This is a genomic window from Acidovorax sp. SRI_002, assembly GCF_057586455.1.
The window spans coordinates 321,475-339,234 of record NZ_JBYCZW010000003.1 but is presented as its reverse complement, the minus strand read 5'-3'; the positions used below and the strand labels follow the sequence as shown (position 1 = coordinate 339,234).

Below are 17,760 nucleotides of genomic sequence, written 5' to 3'. Positions count from 1 at the left end.
ATGTTGGCAATCCCTAGCGTGCTGCGGGCGTGGTGGTCTTGGTGGGCACGCCCGAAGCGCCCGGAGCGCCTGTTGGGGCCATCTGCGCTTCGAGCAGGGAGATGCGGGCCCGGATCGCGGCGATGTCTGCCTCGCGCTCGTTCACCTTGCGGGCCAGCGCCTGCACGGCGCCCAGGGTCACGCCGGCCAGATCGCCGGGGGCCAGGCTTTTGTCGTCCTGCCCCAGCTGGAAGATCTTGCGGAAGTCCTCGGCCATGGGGCCGACGTGGCGCTCTTGTGTGGGGCTGGATTTGTAGCGCCAGTGGTAGAGCGGCAGGGCCAGCACCTTCTCCAGCAGGGCGGTGCCATTGACCGGCTCGATGCCGGTCTTGAGCGTGCGGCTGGAGCCTGTGCTCAGCGTGCCGGTGATTGCCAGGTTGCCGTTGGCCGCCAGCGTGAACTGGGGGGTGCCAGCGCCCTGGGTCGCCAGCGTGAGCGCGGTGCCTGACGTCATGTCCCAGCCCGTGGCCGGTGCCGTGGTAAAGCGCAAGACGGCTGGCCCGTTGTTGGCCAGGTTCAGCAGCGTGCGCGGGGCCGTTGTGCCGCTGGTTTCCTGCACCAGCACCTGGGCCGTGCCATCGGTGCGCCGGACGTGCAGCGCCGCGCCGGGCGAAGCGGTGCCTATGCCCACTGCGCCCGAGGCCGCAATGTCCAGGCTGCTGGTGGGCGCGCCGGGGCGAATGCGCAGGGGCAGGCGCGAGCCGTTGGTGACGTCGCGCACGAAGAAGTTGGCCTCGTTGGCGCCGATGTCCCAGGTCTGCGCCGTGAAGCCGCCTGCCGACGACTGCTCCAGCCGAATGGCGGGGGTGTTGCCGGTCAGTGTGTGCACGTCCAGCACCGGCGTGGCAGTGCGCAGGCCCAGCCGGCCCGTCGAGCTGACGTACAGGCTGTTGCTGGGGGCGCCAGCACTGACGGTGAAGACCTGGCGGTTGGCCGTGGCATCCTCGACCGTGAAATACGATGCCCCGCCCGAGGCGGTGTCATTGACACGGATCCGCCAGTCGTTGGCCGGAAAGGTGCCAACGCTGGTGTCGTCGAAATGAATGCCGAGGTTGTTCTCCTTGAGCCGGAGCGTGTCAAAGCCAAAGGATTCGTTGTTGACGCAATCAAAGCCCGCGCACAGGCTGCCCTGCACGATCAGGTCGTCGGCCACCACCTGGTCCTTGGTGGTGAAGGTGCTGCCGGTCTTGGTGGGCAGCACAGGGGCGCCTGGCTCGGTCGCATCCACCACCAACTGGCCCTGAATGACCACGAACGAGCCCGCCGTGATGCGCTGCTGCATCGTGGCCTGGGCCTGGGCGGGGTCCATGGCCGCAGGGGGCTCCAGGCTCAATTCATAAAAATAGCGGCCATCGGCCAGCCCTGCACGCTGGGGCTCCAGCACCACGGGGCCGCGCGCAAACGGCAGGTCGCTGACCGTGCCATCCGGGCGGGCCAGCCGCAGCTTGGCAGCGCCGTGGGGGGCCGCAGCCGTCCAGGTGATGCGGTCAGCCTGGCGCGTGGTGGAGATGGCCTGGGCCGGGGATTGGGCAGCACAGGTGGCAGCCGCGAGGGTTGCCATCAGGGCGATGGTGGCTCGGTGCAGGGGTTTCATGGGGCTTTCTCGAAGGTGGGCATGGGCTGCCCAGGGCGCCAATATGGCCATTGCTGCATCGCGGCGTTGCCGCCCGCAGAACCAGCGGCCCATCAATGGCGACGAGTCTGGCCGAGCGATGCCAGATCGTCAATCGAGTAATTGCCAGGGGTTGCGCTGCGCAAAAGCCCTGCGCCTGTGCTCAGCCCGCTTGCGGAATCGGCGCCCGCATGCCCGCGTTGATCAGGTTCCACGCATTGATCACGCCAATGGCAAAGCCCAGTTCGGAGATTTCCGCTTCGTTGAACACCGCCTGCAGCTTGGCGTATTCCTCATCGCTCGCATCGCTGTGGGGCGTGGCGGTGATGATCTCGGCCCAGCGGAACGCGGCGAGTTCACGTTCGCCGAAGAACGGCGCCTCGCGCCACCCTGCCACGGCGTTCAGGTGGCGCGGGTCCATGCCGTCCTTGACCAGGTAGGTCCAGTGCATGTCCATGCAGTATGCGCAGCCGTTGATCTGCGACACGCGCAGAAACACCAGCTCGGCCAGGCGCGCGCCCAGCGGGCCCTTCTTGATGGTTTCCGACAGGCTCACCAGGCCCATGAAGGCTTTGGAAGACAGCTTGTGATAGGGCAGGCGGGCGGTGTGTTGGGTGGTCGATGACATGGCGGTTCCTTGGATGTTGGTGGCAATGGTCCGGGGTAGATAAACCTTGGGCATGAAGGCGGCGGTGGTGTTGCTGCCTTTCATACTGGTTAGACGTTGCCGGGTCTGCCGCTGTGACACGGGGCGCCAAAATCCCCAAAGAGATTTCACCCCAGCGTGGCTGGAATGCCCGCCAGCTTGTCCGGATTGCGCACGGCGTAGATGGCCACTATCTGCTCCCCGTCCGTCACAAATGCCTGCGCCGATTCAAGGTGGCCATCCACATAGCGCAGCAGTCCCGGCTCGCCGTTGATGAGCGCCATGCGGTACGCCACCTGCGCACCCAGGCGGCGGAACAGCGCCCAGTACAGGTTGGCAATGCGAAACGGCCCCACCAGCGGCTTGGGGAAGGACGGTACCTTGCCGCCGCCGTCGCCAATCAGTTGCGCGTCTTCGCTCAGCAGCGCCTCGATGGCGTTGCGGTCGCCGCTTTTGGCGGCCAGCATGAAACGCTGGAGCAGCTGGTGGTGCACGGCGTGGGGCACCTCAAAGCGTGTGCGCGCCTGCTGCACACGTTCGCTGGCGCGGTGCACCATCTGGCGGCAGCTGGCCTCGGTTTTCCCCAGCTGTGCGGCAATCTCGGGGTAGTCGTAGTCAAACACCTGGCGCAGCAAGAATGCAGCGCGCTCCTCCGGCCCCAGGCGCTCCAGCACGTACAGGAAGGCCACCGACAGCTCGCCCGCCAGCTCGGCGGCTGCCTCCGGCGTGTTGTGGTGCGACGCATCACCGGTGGGGTTGTCATGCAGCTCCACCAGCGGCTCGGGCAGCCACCAGCCCACATAGGCCTCGCGCTCGGCCTTCAGTGCCCGCAGCCGGTCGATGGACAGCCGCGTGACCACCGTCACCAGCCAGGCCTCGGCCGACTGCAGCGCGGTGGGGTCCTGGCGGCTCCAGCGCAGCCAGGTGTCCTGCAGCACATCCTCGGCATCGGCGCGCACGCCCAGCATGCGGTAGGCAATGCCGAAGAGGCGGGGGCGCAGGGTGGTGAAGGGGTCGGTGGCGGGTGGGGCGGCGGATGCGGGCTGTGTGGTCATGGTGGTGTACGTGAGAGACCTGTGGGTCTTTGATAGACGTTGGAGGTCGCTGTCTTGTGACAAGGTCTCCGCAGTCGCTTTTGTTTTGATAGCTGCCAGCGCTTGCTGTATAAGCGCTAGAAGCACTTTTGATCTGAAATGGAAAGGATGCAGAGATGGCCGCTTTGTACGCAACCCAGCGCGCGCAAGCAACCCCGCGCGTGGGCCGGATGGGGAACGGCGCGAAGGCGGCGGTGGCAATGCTCTTGTTCGCGCTGGTGCCGTGGGCGACCCCAGTCCAGGCCCAAACGCAAACACCGCTATCCGCCGCTGGTGTTGCCCAGCCGCTGGAAAACCGCTGCGGCTGGTTTCACAACCCCACCCCCAACAACGCCACCCTGACCGACCGTGATGGCGAGTGGGTGGTCTCCACCCAGGGTGGAGACAGTGCCGAAGGCGACTGGCCCGTGTTCACCGACGCGCAGTGGAAGAAAACCAATGGCCACTATGGCTACGGGTGTGCGTGCATGAAGGTGGTGGTGGACCGCAGCGACGGGCGGGTGCTGCGCATTGCATCAGCCACGGCAAAGCCTTTGAAGGCGTGTCGGCAAGATAGGGCTTTGCCGAAGCCTTGAGGCAGTCGGTAAGCGGATGCCCCCAAAAAATATGCTTGTGGTGCTGCGCCACTCTGCGCAAATATCCGACTGCGGTTCCCAATTTCACCCACCCAAGGAGAGCAACATGCCACACGCCCTGAACTGGTTCGAGATTCCCGTGACCGACTTCACCCGCGCCAAGACTTTCTACGAGACGGTGTTGGGCATCACCATTGCGCCGATGGAAATGGGCACGACCAAAATGGGCATGTTGTCGACCGACCCTACCGCCATCGGTGGCGCCCTCGTGCAGGGCGAGGGCAGCGTGCCGTCGCAAAACGGGACGATGGTGTACCTGAACGGCGGTGATGACCTGGCCCCGATGCTGGCGCGCGTGGAGCAGGCGGGTGGGGCGGTGGTGGTGCCCAAGACGGAGATTGGCAATGACTTTGGCTTCTTTGCCCATTTTGTGGACACCGAGGGCAACAAAGTCGGGCTGCACTCGATGAAGTAGTGGGTACCTCGCCCGATGGAAGGAGGACCGGCTACGCCACCGGCTCGTCAATACTTCCGGGCTGCGTCAGCCGCTCCAGCTGCGTCAGATACGCCAGGGCCTGCCCATTGCTGGTTCCGCACATTTCCACCTGTGGCATCAACCCGCCGCACACCGCCGGTCGCTCAGGCTGCCCAAAAATGCGGCAGCGCGCATCGTCCCCCAGTTGAACGCACCGCACCCCCGCAGGTTTGCCCTGCGGCATGCCCGGGATGGGCGAGCTGATGGAGGGGGCGGTGCAGCAGGCGCCGCAGCCGGGGCGGCAGTTCATGGGTGATTGCTATTGTTTTTGTAGCTTCTGGTGCTTGTCGGGCAAGCGCTAGAGGCCAATTTGACTCAAATTTTGGTGTTCACTGGCCAGCGGCAGCGTCGCCGTGCAGGCGGCTGGATGCCCACAGCACCTGGTCGACCACGGCGCGCACGCGGTCGCGGTGGGCTTGCTGGATGAGGGCGCCGCTGTCGTCAAACGCGCTGCCCGCCGAGCCCAGCGCAAACGCCTTGGGCGCCAGCCAGCATTCGGCGTTGATGAGCAAGGGGGCCAGGTGGCTTTGCGAGCGCAGGCCGCCCAGTGCCCCCGGCGACGCGCTGAGCATGCCCACCACCTTGCCGCGAAAGCTCTTGCCGCCGTCCTGCCAGTCAGGGTTGCCCTTGACCGGGCTGGAGGCCCAGTCGATGGTGTTCTTGAGCAGGGCGGTGTAGCTGCCGTTGTACTCGGGCGAGCAGATGACCCAGGCGGGGTGCTGCCACAGGATTTCCTTGAGCCGGATCACGTTGGCGGGCGTGCCCTGGGCTTCGAGGTCGGCGTTGTACAGCGGGATGTCGAACTCGGACAGCTCCAGCAGCGTGACGGTGGCGCCCGCGTCGCGTGCGATGGCGGCTGTGGCGTGGGCCAGTTTGCGGTTGAAGGATTGCTGGCGCGTGCTGCCGGCAAAGATGAGGAGGGAGGGAGTGGTGTGTGGCATGGTGCCTGCGATTGAATCACAGGCGTGCGGCAGGAATCCTGCAAGCGAGGCAGGCCGGGCAGGGTTATTCCGTGGTGTGGCTGCACGGTGTTCGGGGCGGATGTAGCGATCTACGTGCCGCGACCGGCAAGCCGCCCCACCAGCGTCCCCAGCGCTGTGGCAAAGCAACCCAGGCTGAGCAGCGCACGCCACAGGTTGGCGACATTCCACTGGTCACGCACTTTGGCCCAGTCGGCGGGCAGGGCCTGGGGGTTCCAGGCTTCTGTTGTGTAGTTCAGGGGCAGGTTGACCTGCTGGGTGAAGAACACAATGCCCAGCAGGTAGGCCACGCCGACCACGGCCAGCAGGCGCCACCACAGTGCGCGGTGTTCACGCCAGGCCGTAGCCACGGCCAGCGCGCACCACAGCGGTGGGCCAAAGAACAGCGCAAAGAACAGGGCGTGCCGGACGTTGCGGTTGAAGGCGGACTGCACGGTGGCGTAGGTGGCGCCGTCCATCTGCAACATGGCCAGGTTGACGTTGGCGCTGTAGGTGCCGAAGAACCCGGCCATGAGGCCGAGCCACAACACGGCGAGGGCGTGCGGGATGAGGACGAGCAGGGCAGGCGGCGGGTTGTGGGGGCGTGGGATGGTGGTCATGGCGGGCATGTAGAACGATGCCCGCAGTCTGCCGATGCCCCGCACCCCGCGCCTTATCCTTTGATAAGCCCCATCTCGCTGCGCAGGCGCGACAGCGAGACGTCGGTCACGCCGAGGTACGAGGCCAGGTGTTTGAGGGCGATGCGCTCGGTCCATTGCGGGTGTTGCTCCAGCAAACGGGCGTAGCGCTGGCGGGCGCTGAGTTGCAAGAACTCCTGTTCGCGCTGCATCTTGCCATCGAGCAGGGCGCAGAGCACCCGGTGCTCCAGCGCAGTCCACGGTGCCCAGCCCGCGCTGGGCAGAGGGTCACTGGGATGGGTGGGCAAGGGCAGCGCCCACACCACGCTGTCTTCCATTGGTTCCACGTGAAACATCACGGGTTGCTGGCGCAGTGTGAGGGTGATGGGCCAGCACAGGGCGCCGTCCAGAAAGAAGTTCTTGTTGGATTCGGCCCCGTCGCGGTCCAGGTAGTACAGCCGCAGCGCGCCGCGCTCCACCCACCACAGGTGCCGCCAGTGCTCGCCGGCTCGCAGCAGGGGCTGGCCGCGTTGCAGTTGCAGGCACTGAGCGCTGGTCCACCAGGTCTCTACGGCTGTCGGTGGCGGGCCAAGCACCTGGGTCAGGAAGAGGGTGAGGGGCGTAGAAACAGACACGGTCTGCGCAAAGTGGGAAAATCGCGGGTTGCCTGCTGGGGCGCCAAGTGCGCCCACCACCAGCAGGGCCGGTATGCGGCGCCCTTTACAGGGCGCCCTAGTGCACCGGATGTTTTGATTATCGGGCCCGCCAGGCCCCGGAGTGTTCCCCATGTTGTACCCCCAGGAATTTGATGTGATCGTTGTCGGCGGTGGCCATGCAGGCACCGAGGCCGCGCTGGCCGCTGCGCGCATGGGCAGCAAAACCCTGCTGCTGACCCACAACATCGAGACGCTGGGGCAGATGAGCTGCAACCCCAGCATTGGCGGCATCGGTAAGGGCCACCTGGTGAAAGAGGTGGATGCGCTGGGCGGTGCGATGGCCTTGGCCACGGACGAGGGCGGCATCCAGTTCCGCATTCTCAACAGCTCCAAAGGCCCCGCCGTGCGGGCCACGCGGGCGCAGGCCGACCGCATTCTGTACAAGGCGGCCATCCGCCGCATGCTGGAGAACCAGCCCAACCTGTGGCTGTTCCAGCAGGCGGTGGACGACCTGATGGTGGAGGGCGACCGCGTGGTGGGTGCCGTCACGCAGGTGGGTATCCGGTTCCGCTCGCGCACGGTGGTGCTCACCGCCGGGACGTTCCTGGACGGCAAGATCCACGTGGGGCTGAACAACTACGCGGCGGGCAGGGCGGGTGACCCGCCTGCCGTGTCGCTGTCGGCACGCCTCAAGGAGCTGAAGCTGCCCCAGGGTCGCCTGAAGACCGGCACGCCGCCCCGGCTGGATGGGCGCAGCATCGACTTCTCGAAGTGCACCGAGCAGCCCGGCGACGGCATGCCCGGTGGTGTGAACGAGGGCACGGTGCCCGTGTTCAGCTTCATGGGCAACGCAGAAATGCACCCGCGCCAGATGCCTTGCTGGGTGACGCACACCAACGAACGCACGCACGAGATCATCCGCAGCGGATTTGACCGCAGCCCCATGTTCACCGGCAAGATCGAGGGCGTGGGCCCGCGCTACTGCCCGAGCGTGGAAGACAAGATCAACCGCTTTGCCGACAAGGACAGCCACCAGATCTTCCTGGAGCCCGAGGGGCTGACCACGCACGAGTTCTACCCCAACGGTATCAGCACCAGCCTGCCATTCGACATCCAGTACGAGCTGGTGCGCAGCATGAAGGGGCTGGAGAACGCGCACATCCTGCGCCCCGGCTACGCCATTGAGTACGACTACTTTGACCCACGCTCGCTCAAGAGCAGCTTCGAGACGCGGCAGATCCAGGGCCTGTTCTTTGCAGGGCAGATCAACGGCACCACGGGTTATGAAGAGGCGGCGGCCCAGGGCCTGTTCGCTGGCATCAACGCCGCCCTGCAGTGCCGGGGCGACGCACACTGGCTGCCAGGCCGCGACGAGGCCTATCTGGGCGTGCTAGTGGACGACCTGATCACCAAGGGCGTGACCGAGCCCTACCGCATGTTCACCAGCCGGGCCGAGTTCCGCCTGCAACTGCGCGAGGACAACGCGGACATGCGCCTGACGGAAGCCGGTCGCAAAATGGGCCTGGTGGATGACGCCCGCTGGGATGCGTTCAGCCGCAAGCGCGATGCTGTTTCACGTGAAACAGAACGCCTAAAGGCCACGTGGGTGAATCCGCGCAGCCTGCCTGCGGCCGAATCCGAGCGGGTGCTGGGCAAGAGCATCGAGCATGAATACAACCTGTTCGAACTGCTGCGCCGCCCAGATGTGAACTACACCGACCTGATGTCCATGGATGGTGGCAAATACGCGACCAACGATGTTTCACGTGAATCGCTGGGCGATTTGAGCGAACCCGTGGTGGAGCAGGTGGAGATTGCCGCCAAGTATTCGGGCTACATCGACCGGCAGCGAGATGAGGTGGGGCGCGCCGCGCACTTTGAAAAGTTGCGCTTGCCAGCCGAGCTGGACTACATGCAGGTCACCGCCCTGAGCATCGAGGCACGCCAGGTGCTCAGTCGCCACCGGCCCGAAACCCTGGGCCACGCCTCGCGCATCACGGGCATCACACCGGCGGCGATCTCGCTGCTGATGGTGCATCTCAAGAAGGGCGGGTTCAAGGAGTTTGCGGTGGCTGCGGCTGCCAAGGCAGAAGGGGAAGTGGCGGCATGACGATGGCAGTGACAAACGACAGCTTGCGCCAACAGCTGCAGGCAGGGGCCGATGCAATGGCCCTGGGTCTGACCGACGCCCAGATTACCCTGTTGATGGATTTTCTGGCCCTGCTGCAGAAGTGGAACAAGGTCTACAACCTGACCTCGGTGCGCGATCCGCAGGAGATGATGACGCACCATCTGCTGGACAGCTTGGCCGCTGTGCCGCCGCTGCGCCGCCATGTTGCTGTGCTTGCAGGGGAGGGCCACCACGCTGTGCGCTTGCTCGACGTCGGCTCGGGTGGAGGTTTGCCCGGTGTGGTGTTTGCCATCTGCTGCCCGGATGTGGATGTGAGCTGCGTAGACACCGTGGGCAAAAAGGCTGCGTTCATCCAGCAGGCGGCGGTGGCTCTCAAGCTGCGCAACCTGCATGGCGTGCACGCACGGGTCGAGACGTTGACCACGCCCTTCGACATTATCAGCTGCCGCGCATTTGCTTCGTTGCCTGACTTTGTGACCTGGTCACGCGCCGCGCTGGTGGCGGCGCACGGGGTCTGGCTGGCCATGAAGGGCAAGCATCCCGAGGATGAAATTACGGCCCTGCCCACCGATGTGTCGGTGTTTCACGTGGAACAGCTCACCGTACCAGGCCTCGACGCCGAGCGCTGCATCATCTGGATGAAGCCGGTCTGACCGTCGGCCGCTAGCTTGTCAGCGGCCGGGGCGGGGTGGTCGCGTAAACTCGGCACCTCACTTCGGGTGCATCCATCTGCGCACCCGTCCAGCACACCGGGAGAGATCATCATGACTTACGCAAAACCGGATCGGGCGTGCCTCCTGCCACAAGAGCACGTACCGTCGTTGCATCCTTATTTGCGAAAGTCCTAAGCATGTTCGGCATCGCAGACTACGGCGCCTTTGTCGCCGCCATTGTGTTGTTCCTGCTCATTCCGGGCCCCGGCAATCTGGCGCTCATCACCTCCACCAGCAAGGGCGGCGTGCGGGGCGGCCTGGCGGCCACGATGGGGGTGATCGCGGGTGACCAGGTGTTGATGTGGGCTGCGGTGGCCGGTGTGGCGACGCTGCTGGCCACGTACCCCACAGCGTTCAATGCAGTGCAGTGGTTGGGCGCGGCCTACCTTGCCTGGCTGGGCTTCAAGATGCTCACGGCCAAACCCGGCGCACAACCCATCCTCAACATCCAGCCGCGCCACTACTTCAAACAGGCCGGCCTGATCACCTTGCTCAACCCCAAGGCCATCGTGTTTTACATGGCGTTCTTCCCTCTGTTTGTGGACCCGGCCCGGCACCAGGGCTTGCTGACCTTTGGCGTGATGGCGGCGACGGTGGCGGTGCTGACGTTTATCTACGGGCTGGTCGCCGTGCTGCTCACGCACCACCTGGCCGAGCGCATGCGCGCCAACCCGCGCATCGGCCGCGTGCTGGAGAAGGTGGCGGGCGTCTTTCTGATCGGCTTTGGCATCAAGCTCGCCATCTCCAAATAAAACAACGACAACGACAACAACAACAACTCGGACTGCAACACCCACATGGCCAAAATTTTCTGCGTTGCCAACCAAAAGGGTGGCGTTGGCAAGACCACCACCACCGTCAACCTTGCTGCGGGCCTGGCCAAGATCGGCCAGCGCGTGTTGATGGTGGACCTGGACCCGCAGGGCAACGCCACCATGGGCTCGGGCGTGGACAAGCGCAGCCTCGACCTCACGGTGTACGACGTGCTGCTCGAATCCGCCTCGGTCAAAGAGGCAGCCGTATTGTCGGAAAAATGTGGCTACTGGGTGCTGGGCGCCAACCGCGAGCTGGCGGGTGCCGAGGTGGAGCTGGTGGCGCTGGAGCACCGCGAAAAGCGCCTCAAGGCCGCGCTGGCCGAGGCTGATACCGACTTCGATTTCGTGCTCATCGACTGTCCGCCCAGCTTGAGCATGCTCACCCTCAACGGCCTGTGCAGCGCCCACGGCGTGATCGTGCCCATGCAGTGCGAGTACTTCGCGCTCGAAGGGCTGACCGACCTGGTCAACACCATCAAGCAGGTGCACGCCAACCTCAATGCCGACCTGCAGATCATCGGCCTGCTGCGCGTGATGTTCGACCCGCGCATCACCCTGCAGCAGCAGGTCAGCGACCAGCTTAAGGGCCACTTTGGCGAGAAGGTGTTCAACAGCGTGATCCCGCGCAACGTGCGCCTGGCCGAAGCGCCCAGCTACGGCTTGCCCGGCGTGGTGTTTGACCCGGCGGCCAAGGGCAGCCAGGCGTTTGTCGAGTTTGCACAAGAGATGGTGGACCGCGTGAAAAACATGCCTGCTGCTGCATCTTCCATGGCAAAAATGGCACCTGGCGCTTGATGGAAAAGCGCTAACAGCTATTAAATTGATAGTAATGAAGGCATCCAACATCCTGTTGCTGCCCGGCTGGCAGAACTCCGGCCCCGACCACTGGCAAAGCCGCTGGGAGGCTGTGCACGGCTACCAGCGCGTGGAGCAGCACGACTGGATGCGCCCGCTGCGCGGTGACTGGTCGGCGCGGCTGGAAGAGACCGTGGTCGATGCCGACGGCCCCGTGGTGCTGGTGGCGCACAGCCTGGGCTGCGTTCTCACCGCGTGGTGGGCTGCGCATTCGGCCAACGCGCACCGCGTGTTGGGTGCGTTGCTGGTGGCACCGGGCGATGTGGAGCGGCCCGATCTGGCCGCGCAGATCCACGGCTGGGCGCCCATTGCACGCAAGCCCCTGCCGTTCCCGGCGCTGCTGGTGGGCAGCCGCAATGATCCGTATTGCAGCCTGGAGCGCGCTGAGGGTTTGGCGCAGGCTTGGGGCGCTCGCTTCATCGACTACGGCGAGCGCGGCCACATCAATGCCGAATCGGGCCTGGGCGATTGGGACGAGGGGCACGGCTGGCTGATGCAGCTGGCCAACCCGGCATGAGCCGCTGGGCCTTGTGGCGCGTGGTGCGCCGTGTAGCCGTCAGCTACCGAATTTCTCAGTGAACCGATCCATGACCAAAATCAACCTGTCCGCCATCGCCGACCAACTGCCCCGCGCCTGGAACTCCACGGTCGTGGGCCAGGCGGCAGGCGCCAACGTCAAGGTGCTGCGCATGGACGATGCGGCCTACCCCGACGAGTCGCACGACTTTGACGAGGCGCTGCTGGTGCTCGACGGCTGCATGCGTCTGGACCTGCAAGGGCAGGTCACCGAGGTGAATGCGGGCGAGGTGTTCATCGTGCCCGCGGGGGTGCCCCACGCCGTCGCGCCCGGCAGCCATGGCACGCTGGTCATCATCGACCGCTGAAGAATCTTTCCCCCATTCCTTTTCGCGAGAAGCATTTCATGGTCACCAAAAAACCCAAGGGCCTCGGCCGAGGCCTGGAAGCCCTGCTGGGCCCCAAGGTCGAAGAAAAAGTGGAGCAGGCCCAGGCGGCCGAAGCCGGGCTGCCCAGCAGCCTGCCGCTGTCCGAGCTGGTGCCCGGCGTGTACCAGCCCCGCACGCGCATGGACGAGGGTGCGCTGTACGAGCTGGCCGAATCCATCAAGGCCCAGGGCATCATGCAGCCCATCCTGGTGCGGCGCTTGACGGGTGGGGACAACGCGGGCAAGTACGAAATCATCGCGGGCGAGCGGCGGTTCCGCGCCTCGCGCCTGGCTGGCCTGGCCGAGGTGCCGGTGCTGGTGCGCGACGTGCCCGACGAGTCGGCGGCCGCCATGGCGCTCATCGAGAACATCCAGCGCGAAGACCTCAACCCGCTGGAAGAAGCCCATGGCCTGCAGCGCCTGGTCAAGGAGTTTGGCCTCACGCACGAGCTGGCCGCGCAGGCCGTGGGCCGCTCGCGCAGCGCGGCCAGCAACCTGCTGCGCCTCTTGAACCTGGCCGAGCCCGTGCAGACCATGCTGATGGCGGGCGACATCGACATGGGCCATGCGCGCGCGCTACTGTCGCTGGACCGCGCTGCGCAGATCACGGCGGGCAACCAGATCGCGGCCAAGAAGCTGTCGGTGCGCGAGGCCGAGGCCCTGGTCAAGAAGATCGGCGCCGAGTTCAGCCTGGTGCCGCAAAAGCCCCAGAAGGAAAAGTCGCGCGACTTGAAGCGCGTGGAAGAAGAACTCTCGGACCTGCTCATGGCCGAGGTCGAGGTGCGCGTGAAAAAGCGCGTGAAGCGCCATGGCCGGGTGGAGGACATGGGCGAGCTGGCGATTCAGTTCGGCTCGCTCGAAGCTTTGAATGGCTTGATCGACCGCCTGCGCGGCTGATCGACCGCTGGTCCGGGGCGCGGCGCTGTCACCGCGCAAACATGCGTGAAATAGCGCACACAAACGGTTTCCACAGGTAACTTGCACAGGCAAAATGCGTCTGTGCGGGGCCTACACTGCGCTGCGTTCAACACACCCGGGTTGACCGCAAGGCCTCTTCACAGGGCGGCGAAGGTGCCGCCCTGTGGCCCACGATGGTTTGCCGGGTGATCCATGTATCTCCTGGAGCAGACCCCCATGACCTCTTTGCGCTTCGTCCTGACCCCCGCCTGCCTGGCCGTTGGCCTGTGCATCGCCAGCCTGGGCGCCCAGGCCCAAACCACCAAGGCCCCCAAAGTCCAGCTGTGGATGGATGTCTCCACCGGCACCATGGCGGGCATGCCTGAGATGGACAGCCTGCCCGGTGGCGGCGGCATGCTCGGCGGCCTGATGGGGGGGATGGGCGGTGGCGCGCAGGGCAGGGCGGGTGGTGGTAACACGTCCTATGGCCACGCCCGCGCCATGTCCATCATGCCGCCGCGTGTCATCGACATCGCCTTGCACAACACCCTGCGCCCCGGCGTCGAAGCCAGCCAGGCCATACCGCCTGGCATGCGCATGGGCGAATCCCTTCCGCTGATCCCGCCCCGTGCCCAGCCCACCCAGACCGAGCCGGGCGAGGTGCCGCAGGAATACCAGCAGCACCAGCCCAAGGGCCGCATCCTGCTGTACTGGGGCTGCGGCGCCGCGGTGCGTGCGGGCCAGCCGCGCGTCATCGATCTGGCGCGCGCCAAGCCGACCGACTACGCACAGGCCTTTGCCGGCCGCGCCGTGCCCGACCGGGGGCCGCGCGTGGGCCCGGCCTATGCGCTGTACCCCAACGAACGCAACCAGGTGAGCCTGTCGCGGGACAGCTCGCTGGTGGGCGAACACCAGGTGCGCGGCGACGGTGTGCCTGCGTCCATGAAGTTCACGCTGGGTGCGGCACAAGACCTCATGCCCGCCATCGACCTGCGCACCACCGGCAAGCCGCAGGACAGCATGGGCACCAGCTGGCAGCCCGTGCGCAATGCGCGCGCCTATTACCTGCATGCCATGTCGCAAAGTGGGGACGACCTCATCATGTGGTCCAGCGCCGAGACGCCCGACACGGGCATGGGCCTGTTCGACTACCTCTCGCCCGCCACCATCGACCGCTGGCTCAAGGAGCGCGTGCTGCTGCAGCCCGAGACCACGCAGTGCGCCATTCCGCAGGGCATTTTTGCAGGCGGCGGGCGCGACGCCACGCCCATGCTGCGCATGATGGCCTATGGCGGCGAAAGCCACATCGTGCATCCCCCGCGCCCGGCGGACCCCAAGGCCGCGTGGGAGCCCGAATGGGCCGTGCGCGTGCGTGCGAAATCACACACCATGGCCATGCTGGGCGAAGAGATGCAGGGGCGGCGCGGGGGCATGGGGGCTGCTCCGCCGGCCGCTTCGGGCGGTGCCTATTCGAGCGGCATGGGCGGTGCGCCGACCGGCCAGCAGCCCGCTGGCGACGGCGGTGCGGACTCCGGCAACGCGGGCAACGTGGTGAACCCCGTCAACCTGTTGCGCGGCATTTTGGGCCGTTAAGAACCCATGTTGGCCCTGCGCATGCCCTGGCCCCTGCCCGCGCTGGTCGCGTGGGCGTGCGCGTGGCTGATTTTTGTGGCGCTCCAGCGCGCGGTTCCGCCCGTGGCTGCCTTGCTGGTCGCCTGCCTGCTGGGGACAGCGGCCAGTGTCCTGGGCGACAGCTGGTGGCGACGCGGGCTGATTGCGGCGGGCTTTCCGCTGTCGCTGGCGCTGCTGGGTGCGGCCAGCCTGCCGACCTGGGCGTGGCTGGTGCCGCTGGCGCTGCTGCTGCTGGTCTACCCCCTGAACGCCTGGCGCGATGCACCGCTGTTTCCCACGCCCCACCATGCGCTGCAGTCGCTGGCCTCGCAGGCCCCGCTGCCGCTGGGTGCCCGCGTGCTGGATGCGGGCAGCGGCGTGGGCGATGGCCTCAAGGCGCTGCGCCATGCGTACCCGGCCGCGCAGCTGGAGGGCATCGAATGGAGCTGGCCCCTGCGCCTGCTGTGCGCCCTGCGGTGCCCCTGGGCCCAGGTGCGGCGCGCCGACATGTGGGCCGAGGACTGGAGCCCCTACCGCATGGTCTATCTGTTCCAACGGCCCGAAAGCATGGCCCGCGCCGCCGCCAAGGCCCAGGCCGAGCTCGCAACCGGGGCATGGCTGGTGAGCCTGGAATTTGCGGTACCCGGCGTTCTGCCCTGTGCACAGCTGCGTGCGCCCGGTGGCCGCGTGGTGTGGCTGTACCGCATGCCCCTGAACCGCGTCGAGGCATGAAATGGCACTGTTGGATTGCGATTTGAGCCGTTCGCCACGGTTACAGAAAAGATACAAGCTTTTGCTACATTGCGTCCCTGGCTACAACCCCATACAAAACTACCAAGAAACTCACAGCCAGAGGGGGCTGCCAGCAGCACGTGAACGCGCCGGGAGGGGGCGCACCGGCCGCCAGCACCTTCCTTGTCCGGACTTCCCATCCTGCAGGCCCCACCAGCCTCTGCGGCGCACCACTCTGACGGGTGTGCCTGCAGTGCGGTGCCGTCTTGCGCGTGGACATGGCCGGGGTTTTCTGGTGCACCACCGACCGATCTGCAAGGAGCATTCATGACCGCCCATCCATCCCGTTTCCGCCCGCGCCTTCTGTGGGTGCTGGCCCTGAGTGCCGCCCTCACGGGCTGCGCCACCATGCAGAGCCACGACAAGCTGGCGACCGACATGCAGAATGCCGGCCGCAGCGGCGGCATTCCCGCAGCCATCGCCCAGCTCGAAAGCACGGCCAAGACCGAAGAAGAAAAAACCGCGCTGCTCTACAACATGGAACGCGGCGAGCTGCTGCGCATGGACCGCCGCTACCCCGACAGCACCAACGCCTTCCTGCTGGCCGACAACAAGGTCAAGGAATGGGAAGAAACCGCCAAGACCAACCCCAGCAAACTCATGGGCACCGTGGGTGCTGCGCTGATCAGCGAACGCCTGAAGGTCTACGAGGGCCAGGACTATGAAAAGGTGTGGGTGACCACGCGCCTGGCGCTCAACCGCATGGCCGTGGGCGACTTTGAAAACGCCCGTGTGGACATCAAGCGCACCCACGAGCGCGAAGCCATCATTGCCGAGTTCCGCGCCAAGGAAACCCTGGCCGCTGAAGAAGAGGCAAAGTCCAAGGGCGCCACCTCTGGCGGCAAGGAACTCAACGGCTACCCCGTCGAGACGCTGAACGATCCCGAAGTGCTGGCGCTCAAGAACGGCTACCAGAATGCGCTTTCGCACTACCTGGCCGGTTTTCTGTACGAAATGCTCAACGAGCCCGGCCTGGCCGCGCCCGGCTACCGCAAGGCCATCGAGCTCAAGCCCGAAACCGGCGTGCTCGAAGAAGGCCTGCGCGGCCTGGACACGCGCACGGGCTTCACCTGGAAGCGCCGCCAGCGCATGACCGACGTGCTCTTCATCGTCGAAGCCGGTGACGCCCCGGCGCGCAAGCCCAAGGCCTTCACCATTCCCGTGCCCACGGGCCGTGGTTTGGTCACGGCCAGCATCTCCTACCCCGTGATCGAGCCGTCTTCCGATCCACTGCTGACCACCATCTCCGCGGCTGGCACCGACCTCAAGCTGGAAAAAGTGGTGGACGTGAACGTGATGGCGCGCCGCGCGCTCAAGGACGAAATGCCCGGCATGGTGCTGCGTGGCTTCACCCGCGCCGTGGCCAAGGGCGTGCTGCAGAACGAACTGCAAAAGCGCGGCGGCCTCATTGGCGGCATCATCGGCGCGGCCGCCTCGGTGGCCACCGAGCAGGCCGACGACCGCATGTGGCGCATGCTGCCCGGCCGCGTGTATGTGGCCCGTGGCTACCTGCCGCCCGGCGAGCATGTGGTGAGCGTGAATGGCCGCCAGCTGCCCCAGCCCATCAAGATCGACGGCCAGTACGCCCTCGTGCCCCTGCGCATGTATGAAAACAGCGTGCTGACCGGCGACGTGGCCATGCTCGGCCAGCTGCCCACCGTGGCGGCGGCACCGCAGCCCGCCGCAGAGCCTGCCACCACCGTGCGCACGACGACGACCACCACCACCCGCACGCGCTCGGTGCCCAAGTCGGCGGTCAAGTCCACCTCGGCCACGCCTGCCGCCAAGAACTGAAACCGAACATGTCCCATTTTCAAGGAGCCTCTGGCATGAGAACCCGTTTTGCCCTTGCCGCCGCCGCACCCGCCGTTGCGTGCGCGGTCCTCGCGATGACCCTGGCCACCGCTGCCCGCGCCCAGCTGCACGACCCGGCCACCCCGCTGGCCGTGGCGTCCAAGGTCGCCCTGCGTGGCGAAGCCAACAGCATCGCCGTGCGCGAGATGCGCATCGTGCGCAAGAACGACATCCTGGTCGTGCAGGCCGACATGGCCAACATGGGCCGCACCGACCGCACCGTGTTCTACCGCTTCAAGTGGCTGGACAACGTGGGCAACCAGGTGGGCGATGGCGAATCCTGGAAGCAGATGAGCGTGCTCGGCCTGGGCCAGCAGACCGTCAAGAGCGTGGCGCCCACCTCTGCGGCTGTCGATCTGCGCCTGGAAATGAATGTGGAGCCGCGCTGATCGCGC

At 66.1% G+C, this 17,760-nt stretch carries 20 protein-coding genes; 13 read left to right on the top strand and 7 right to left on the bottom strand.

Going from position 1 to position 17,760, the window contains the following annotated elements:
- Nucleotides 1–13: 13 nt before the first annotated feature.
- From AC2YJX_RS09730 to AC2YJX_RS09720, 3 genes are all read right to left on the bottom strand, one after another.
- The gene (locus AC2YJX_RS09730) at nt 14–1,633 is read right to left on the bottom strand and encodes a tail fiber domain-containing protein (RefSeq protein WP_487255919.1); all 1,620 of its coding nucleotides are present in this window, start codon (nt 1,631–1,633) and stop codon (nt 14–16) included.
- 181 nt (nt 1,634–1,814) lie between these two features.
- A complete protein-coding gene (locus AC2YJX_RS09725) occupies nt 1,815–2,279 on the bottom strand; it encodes a carboxymuconolactone decarboxylase family protein (RefSeq protein ID WP_431151395.1) in 465 nt (154 codons plus the stop codon).
- A 146-nt stretch (nt 2,280–2,425) separates the two neighbouring features.
- Nucleotides 2,426–3,352, bottom strand: coding sequence for an RNA polymerase sigma-70 factor (locus tag AC2YJX_RS09720; protein ID WP_487255918.1), 927 nt, complete (start codon nt 3,350–3,352; stop codon nt 2,426–2,428).
- Nucleotides 3,353–3,507: 155 nt separating this feature from the next.
- Here AC2YJX_RS09720 and AC2YJX_RS09715 point away from each other — a divergent pair, with 155 nt between their 5' ends.
- The gene (locus AC2YJX_RS09715; RefSeq protein ID WP_228897030.1) at nt 3,508–3,966 is read left to right on the top strand and encodes a DUF4087 domain-containing protein; all 459 of its coding nucleotides are present in this window, start codon (nt 3,508–3,510) and stop codon (nt 3,964–3,966) included.
- Between the two features lie 106 nt (nt 3,967–4,072).
- Nucleotides 4,073–4,441, top strand: coding sequence for a VOC family protein (locus AC2YJX_RS09710; protein WP_487255917.1), 369 nt, complete (start codon nt 4,073–4,075; stop codon nt 4,439–4,441).
- Between the two features lie 31 nt (nt 4,442–4,472).
- Here the strand turns inward: AC2YJX_RS09710 and AC2YJX_RS09705 are convergent, their stop codons facing one another.
- The 4 genes from AC2YJX_RS09705 to AC2YJX_RS09690 form a co-directional block, all read right to left on the bottom strand.
- On the bottom strand, nt 4,473–4,751 hold the full coding sequence (locus AC2YJX_RS09705) for a YkgJ family cysteine cluster protein (protein WP_487255916.1): 279 nt from the start codon (nt 4,749–4,751) through the stop codon (nt 4,473–4,475).
- A 79-nt stretch (nt 4,752–4,830) separates the two neighbouring features.
- The gene (locus tag AC2YJX_RS09700; RefSeq protein WP_055402197.1) at nt 4,831–5,442 is read right to left on the bottom strand and encodes an NADPH-dependent FMN reductase; all 612 of its coding nucleotides are present in this window, start codon (nt 5,440–5,442) and stop codon (nt 4,831–4,833) included.
- 110 nt (nt 5,443–5,552) lie between these two features.
- The gene (locus tag AC2YJX_RS09695) at nt 5,553–6,080 is read right to left on the bottom strand and encodes an anthrone oxygenase family protein (protein WP_487255915.1); all 528 of its coding nucleotides are present in this window, start codon (nt 6,078–6,080) and stop codon (nt 5,553–5,555) included.
- 53 nt (nt 6,081–6,133) lie between these two features.
- Nucleotides 6,134–6,733 (bottom strand): Crp/Fnr family transcriptional regulator, encoded by a 600-nt coding sequence (locus AC2YJX_RS09690; protein ID WP_487255914.1) that lies wholly within the window; start codon nt 6,731–6,733, stop codon nt 6,134–6,136.
- Nucleotides 6,734–6,884: 151 nt separating this feature from the next.
- On the opposite strand from AC2YJX_RS09690, the gene mnmG reads away from it, so the two are divergent.
- The 11 genes from mnmG (at nt 6,885) to AC2YJX_RS09635 (ending at nt 17,754) form a co-directional block, all read left to right on the top strand.
- The gene (gene mnmG, locus AC2YJX_RS09685) at nt 6,885–8,864 is read left to right on the top strand and encodes a tRNA uridine-5-carboxymethylaminomethyl(34) synthesis enzyme MnmG (protein WP_487255913.1); all 1,980 of its coding nucleotides are present in this window, start codon (nt 6,885–6,887) and stop codon (nt 8,862–8,864) included.
- Complete coding sequence (gene rsmG, locus AC2YJX_RS09680; protein ID WP_487255912.1) at nt 8,861–9,538, top strand: 16S rRNA (guanine(527)-N(7))-methyltransferase RsmG; 678 nt, start codon at nt 8,861–8,863, stop codon at nt 9,536–9,538. Before mnmG ends, rsmG begins: the two co-directional genes overlap by 4 nt.
- Nucleotides 9,539–9,735: 197 nt before the next feature.
- A complete protein-coding gene (locus AC2YJX_RS09675) occupies nt 9,736–10,350 on the top strand; it encodes a LysE family transporter (protein ID WP_487255911.1) in 615 nt (204 codons plus the stop codon).
- Nucleotides 10,351–10,395: 45 nt separating this feature from the next.
- Entirely contained in the window at nt 10,396–11,208 is an 813-nt protein-coding gene (locus AC2YJX_RS09670) for a ParA family protein (RefSeq protein ID WP_121421778.1), read from the top strand.
- Between the two features lie 34 nt (nt 11,209–11,242).
- The gene (locus AC2YJX_RS09665; protein ID WP_431151414.1) at nt 11,243–11,785 is read left to right on the top strand and encodes an RBBP9/YdeN family alpha/beta hydrolase; all 543 of its coding nucleotides are present in this window, start codon (nt 11,243–11,245) and stop codon (nt 11,783–11,785) included.
- A 70-nt stretch (nt 11,786–11,855) separates the two neighbouring features.
- Nucleotides 11,856–12,152 (top strand): cupin domain-containing protein, encoded by a 297-nt coding sequence (locus AC2YJX_RS09660; protein WP_121508013.1) that lies wholly within the window; start codon nt 11,856–11,858, stop codon nt 12,150–12,152.
- Between the two features lie 38 nt (nt 12,153–12,190).
- On the top strand, nt 12,191–13,108 hold the full coding sequence (locus tag AC2YJX_RS09655) for a ParB/RepB/Spo0J family partition protein (protein ID WP_010465109.1): 918 nt from the start codon (nt 12,191–12,193) through the stop codon (nt 13,106–13,108).
- A 237-nt stretch (nt 13,109–13,345) separates the two neighbouring features.
- Nucleotides 13,346–14,701 carry a hypothetical protein gene (locus AC2YJX_RS09650; protein WP_487255910.1) on the top strand — a complete coding sequence of 452 codons (1,356 nt, stop codon included), beginning with the start codon at nt 13,346–13,348 and terminating at the stop codon, nt 14,699–14,701.
- Nucleotides 14,702–14,707: 6 nt separating this feature from the next.
- The gene (locus tag AC2YJX_RS09645; protein WP_055395759.1) at nt 14,708–15,451 is read left to right on the top strand and encodes a class I SAM-dependent methyltransferase; all 744 of its coding nucleotides are present in this window, start codon (nt 14,708–14,710) and stop codon (nt 15,449–15,451) included.
- A gap of 327 nt (nt 15,452–15,778) precedes the next feature.
- Nucleotides 15,779–17,305, top strand: a complete 1,527-nt coding sequence (locus AC2YJX_RS09640; protein ID WP_055395761.1) for a COG3014 family protein — start codon at nt 15,779–15,781, stop codon at nt 17,303–17,305.
- A gap of 35 nt (nt 17,306–17,340) precedes the next feature.
- On the top strand, nt 17,341–17,754 hold the full coding sequence (locus tag AC2YJX_RS09635) for a YcfL family putative periplasmic lipoprotein (RefSeq protein ID WP_055395763.1): 414 nt from the start codon (nt 17,341–17,343) through the stop codon (nt 17,752–17,754).
- Nucleotides 17,755–17,760: the final 6 nt, after the last annotated feature.

What these genes read in the sequence shown, in the direction of transcription:
- AC2YJX_RS09730 (WP_487255919.1), bottom strand. Translation starts at nt 1,633, where the DNA reads ATGAAACCCCTGCACCGAGCCACCATCGCCCTGATGGCAACCCTCGCG.
- AC2YJX_RS09725 (WP_431151395.1), bottom strand. Translation starts at nt 2,279, where the DNA reads ATGTCATCGACCACCCAACACACCGCCCGCCTGCCCTATCACAAGCTG.
- AC2YJX_RS09720 (WP_487255918.1), bottom strand. Translation starts at nt 3,352, where the DNA reads ATGACCACACAGCCCGCATCCGCCGCCCCACCCGCCACCGACCCCTTC.
- AC2YJX_RS09715 (WP_228897030.1), top strand. Translation starts at nt 3,508, where the DNA reads ATGGCCGCTTTGTACGCAACCCAGCGCGCGCAAGCAACCCCGCGCGTG.
- AC2YJX_RS09710 (WP_487255917.1), top strand. Translation starts at nt 4,073, where the DNA reads ATGCCACACGCCCTGAACTGGTTCGAGATTCCCGTGACCGACTTCACC.
- AC2YJX_RS09705 (WP_487255916.1), bottom strand. Translation starts at nt 4,751, where the DNA reads ATGAACTGCCGCCCCGGCTGCGGCGCCTGCTGCACCGCCCCCTCCATC.
- AC2YJX_RS09700 (WP_055402197.1), bottom strand. Translation starts at nt 5,442, where the DNA reads ATGCCACACACCACTCCCTCCCTCCTCATCTTTGCCGGCAGCACGCGC.
- AC2YJX_RS09695 (WP_487255915.1), bottom strand. Translation starts at nt 6,080, where the DNA reads ATGACCACCATCCCACGCCCCCACAACCCGCCGCCTGCCCTGCTCGTC.
- mnmG (WP_487255913.1), top strand. Translation starts at nt 6,885, where the DNA reads ATGTTGTACCCCCAGGAATTTGATGTGATCGTTGTCGGCGGTGGCCAT.
- rsmG (WP_487255912.1), top strand. Translation starts at nt 8,861, where the DNA reads ATGACGATGGCAGTGACAAACGACAGCTTGCGCCAACAGCTGCAGGCA.
- AC2YJX_RS09675 (WP_487255911.1), top strand. Translation starts at nt 9,736, where the DNA reads ATGTTCGGCATCGCAGACTACGGCGCCTTTGTCGCCGCCATTGTGTTG.
- AC2YJX_RS09670 (WP_121421778.1), top strand. Translation starts at nt 10,396, where the DNA reads ATGGCCAAAATTTTCTGCGTTGCCAACCAAAAGGGTGGCGTTGGCAAG.
- AC2YJX_RS09665 (WP_431151414.1), top strand. Translation starts at nt 11,243, where the DNA reads ATGAAGGCATCCAACATCCTGTTGCTGCCCGGCTGGCAGAACTCCGGC.
- AC2YJX_RS09660 (WP_121508013.1), top strand. Translation starts at nt 11,856, where the DNA reads ATGACCAAAATCAACCTGTCCGCCATCGCCGACCAACTGCCCCGCGCC.
- AC2YJX_RS09655 (WP_010465109.1), top strand. Translation starts at nt 12,191, where the DNA reads ATGGTCACCAAAAAACCCAAGGGCCTCGGCCGAGGCCTGGAAGCCCTG.
- AC2YJX_RS09650 (WP_487255910.1), top strand. Translation starts at nt 13,346, where the DNA reads ATGACCTCTTTGCGCTTCGTCCTGACCCCCGCCTGCCTGGCCGTTGGC.
- AC2YJX_RS09645 (WP_055395759.1), top strand. Translation starts at nt 14,708, where the DNA reads ATGTTGGCCCTGCGCATGCCCTGGCCCCTGCCCGCGCTGGTCGCGTGG.
- AC2YJX_RS09640 (WP_055395761.1), top strand. Translation starts at nt 15,779, where the DNA reads ATGACCGCCCATCCATCCCGTTTCCGCCCGCGCCTTCTGTGGGTGCTG.
- AC2YJX_RS09635 (WP_055395763.1), top strand. Translation starts at nt 17,341, where the DNA reads ATGAGAACCCGTTTTGCCCTTGCCGCCGCCGCACCCGCCGTTGCGTGC.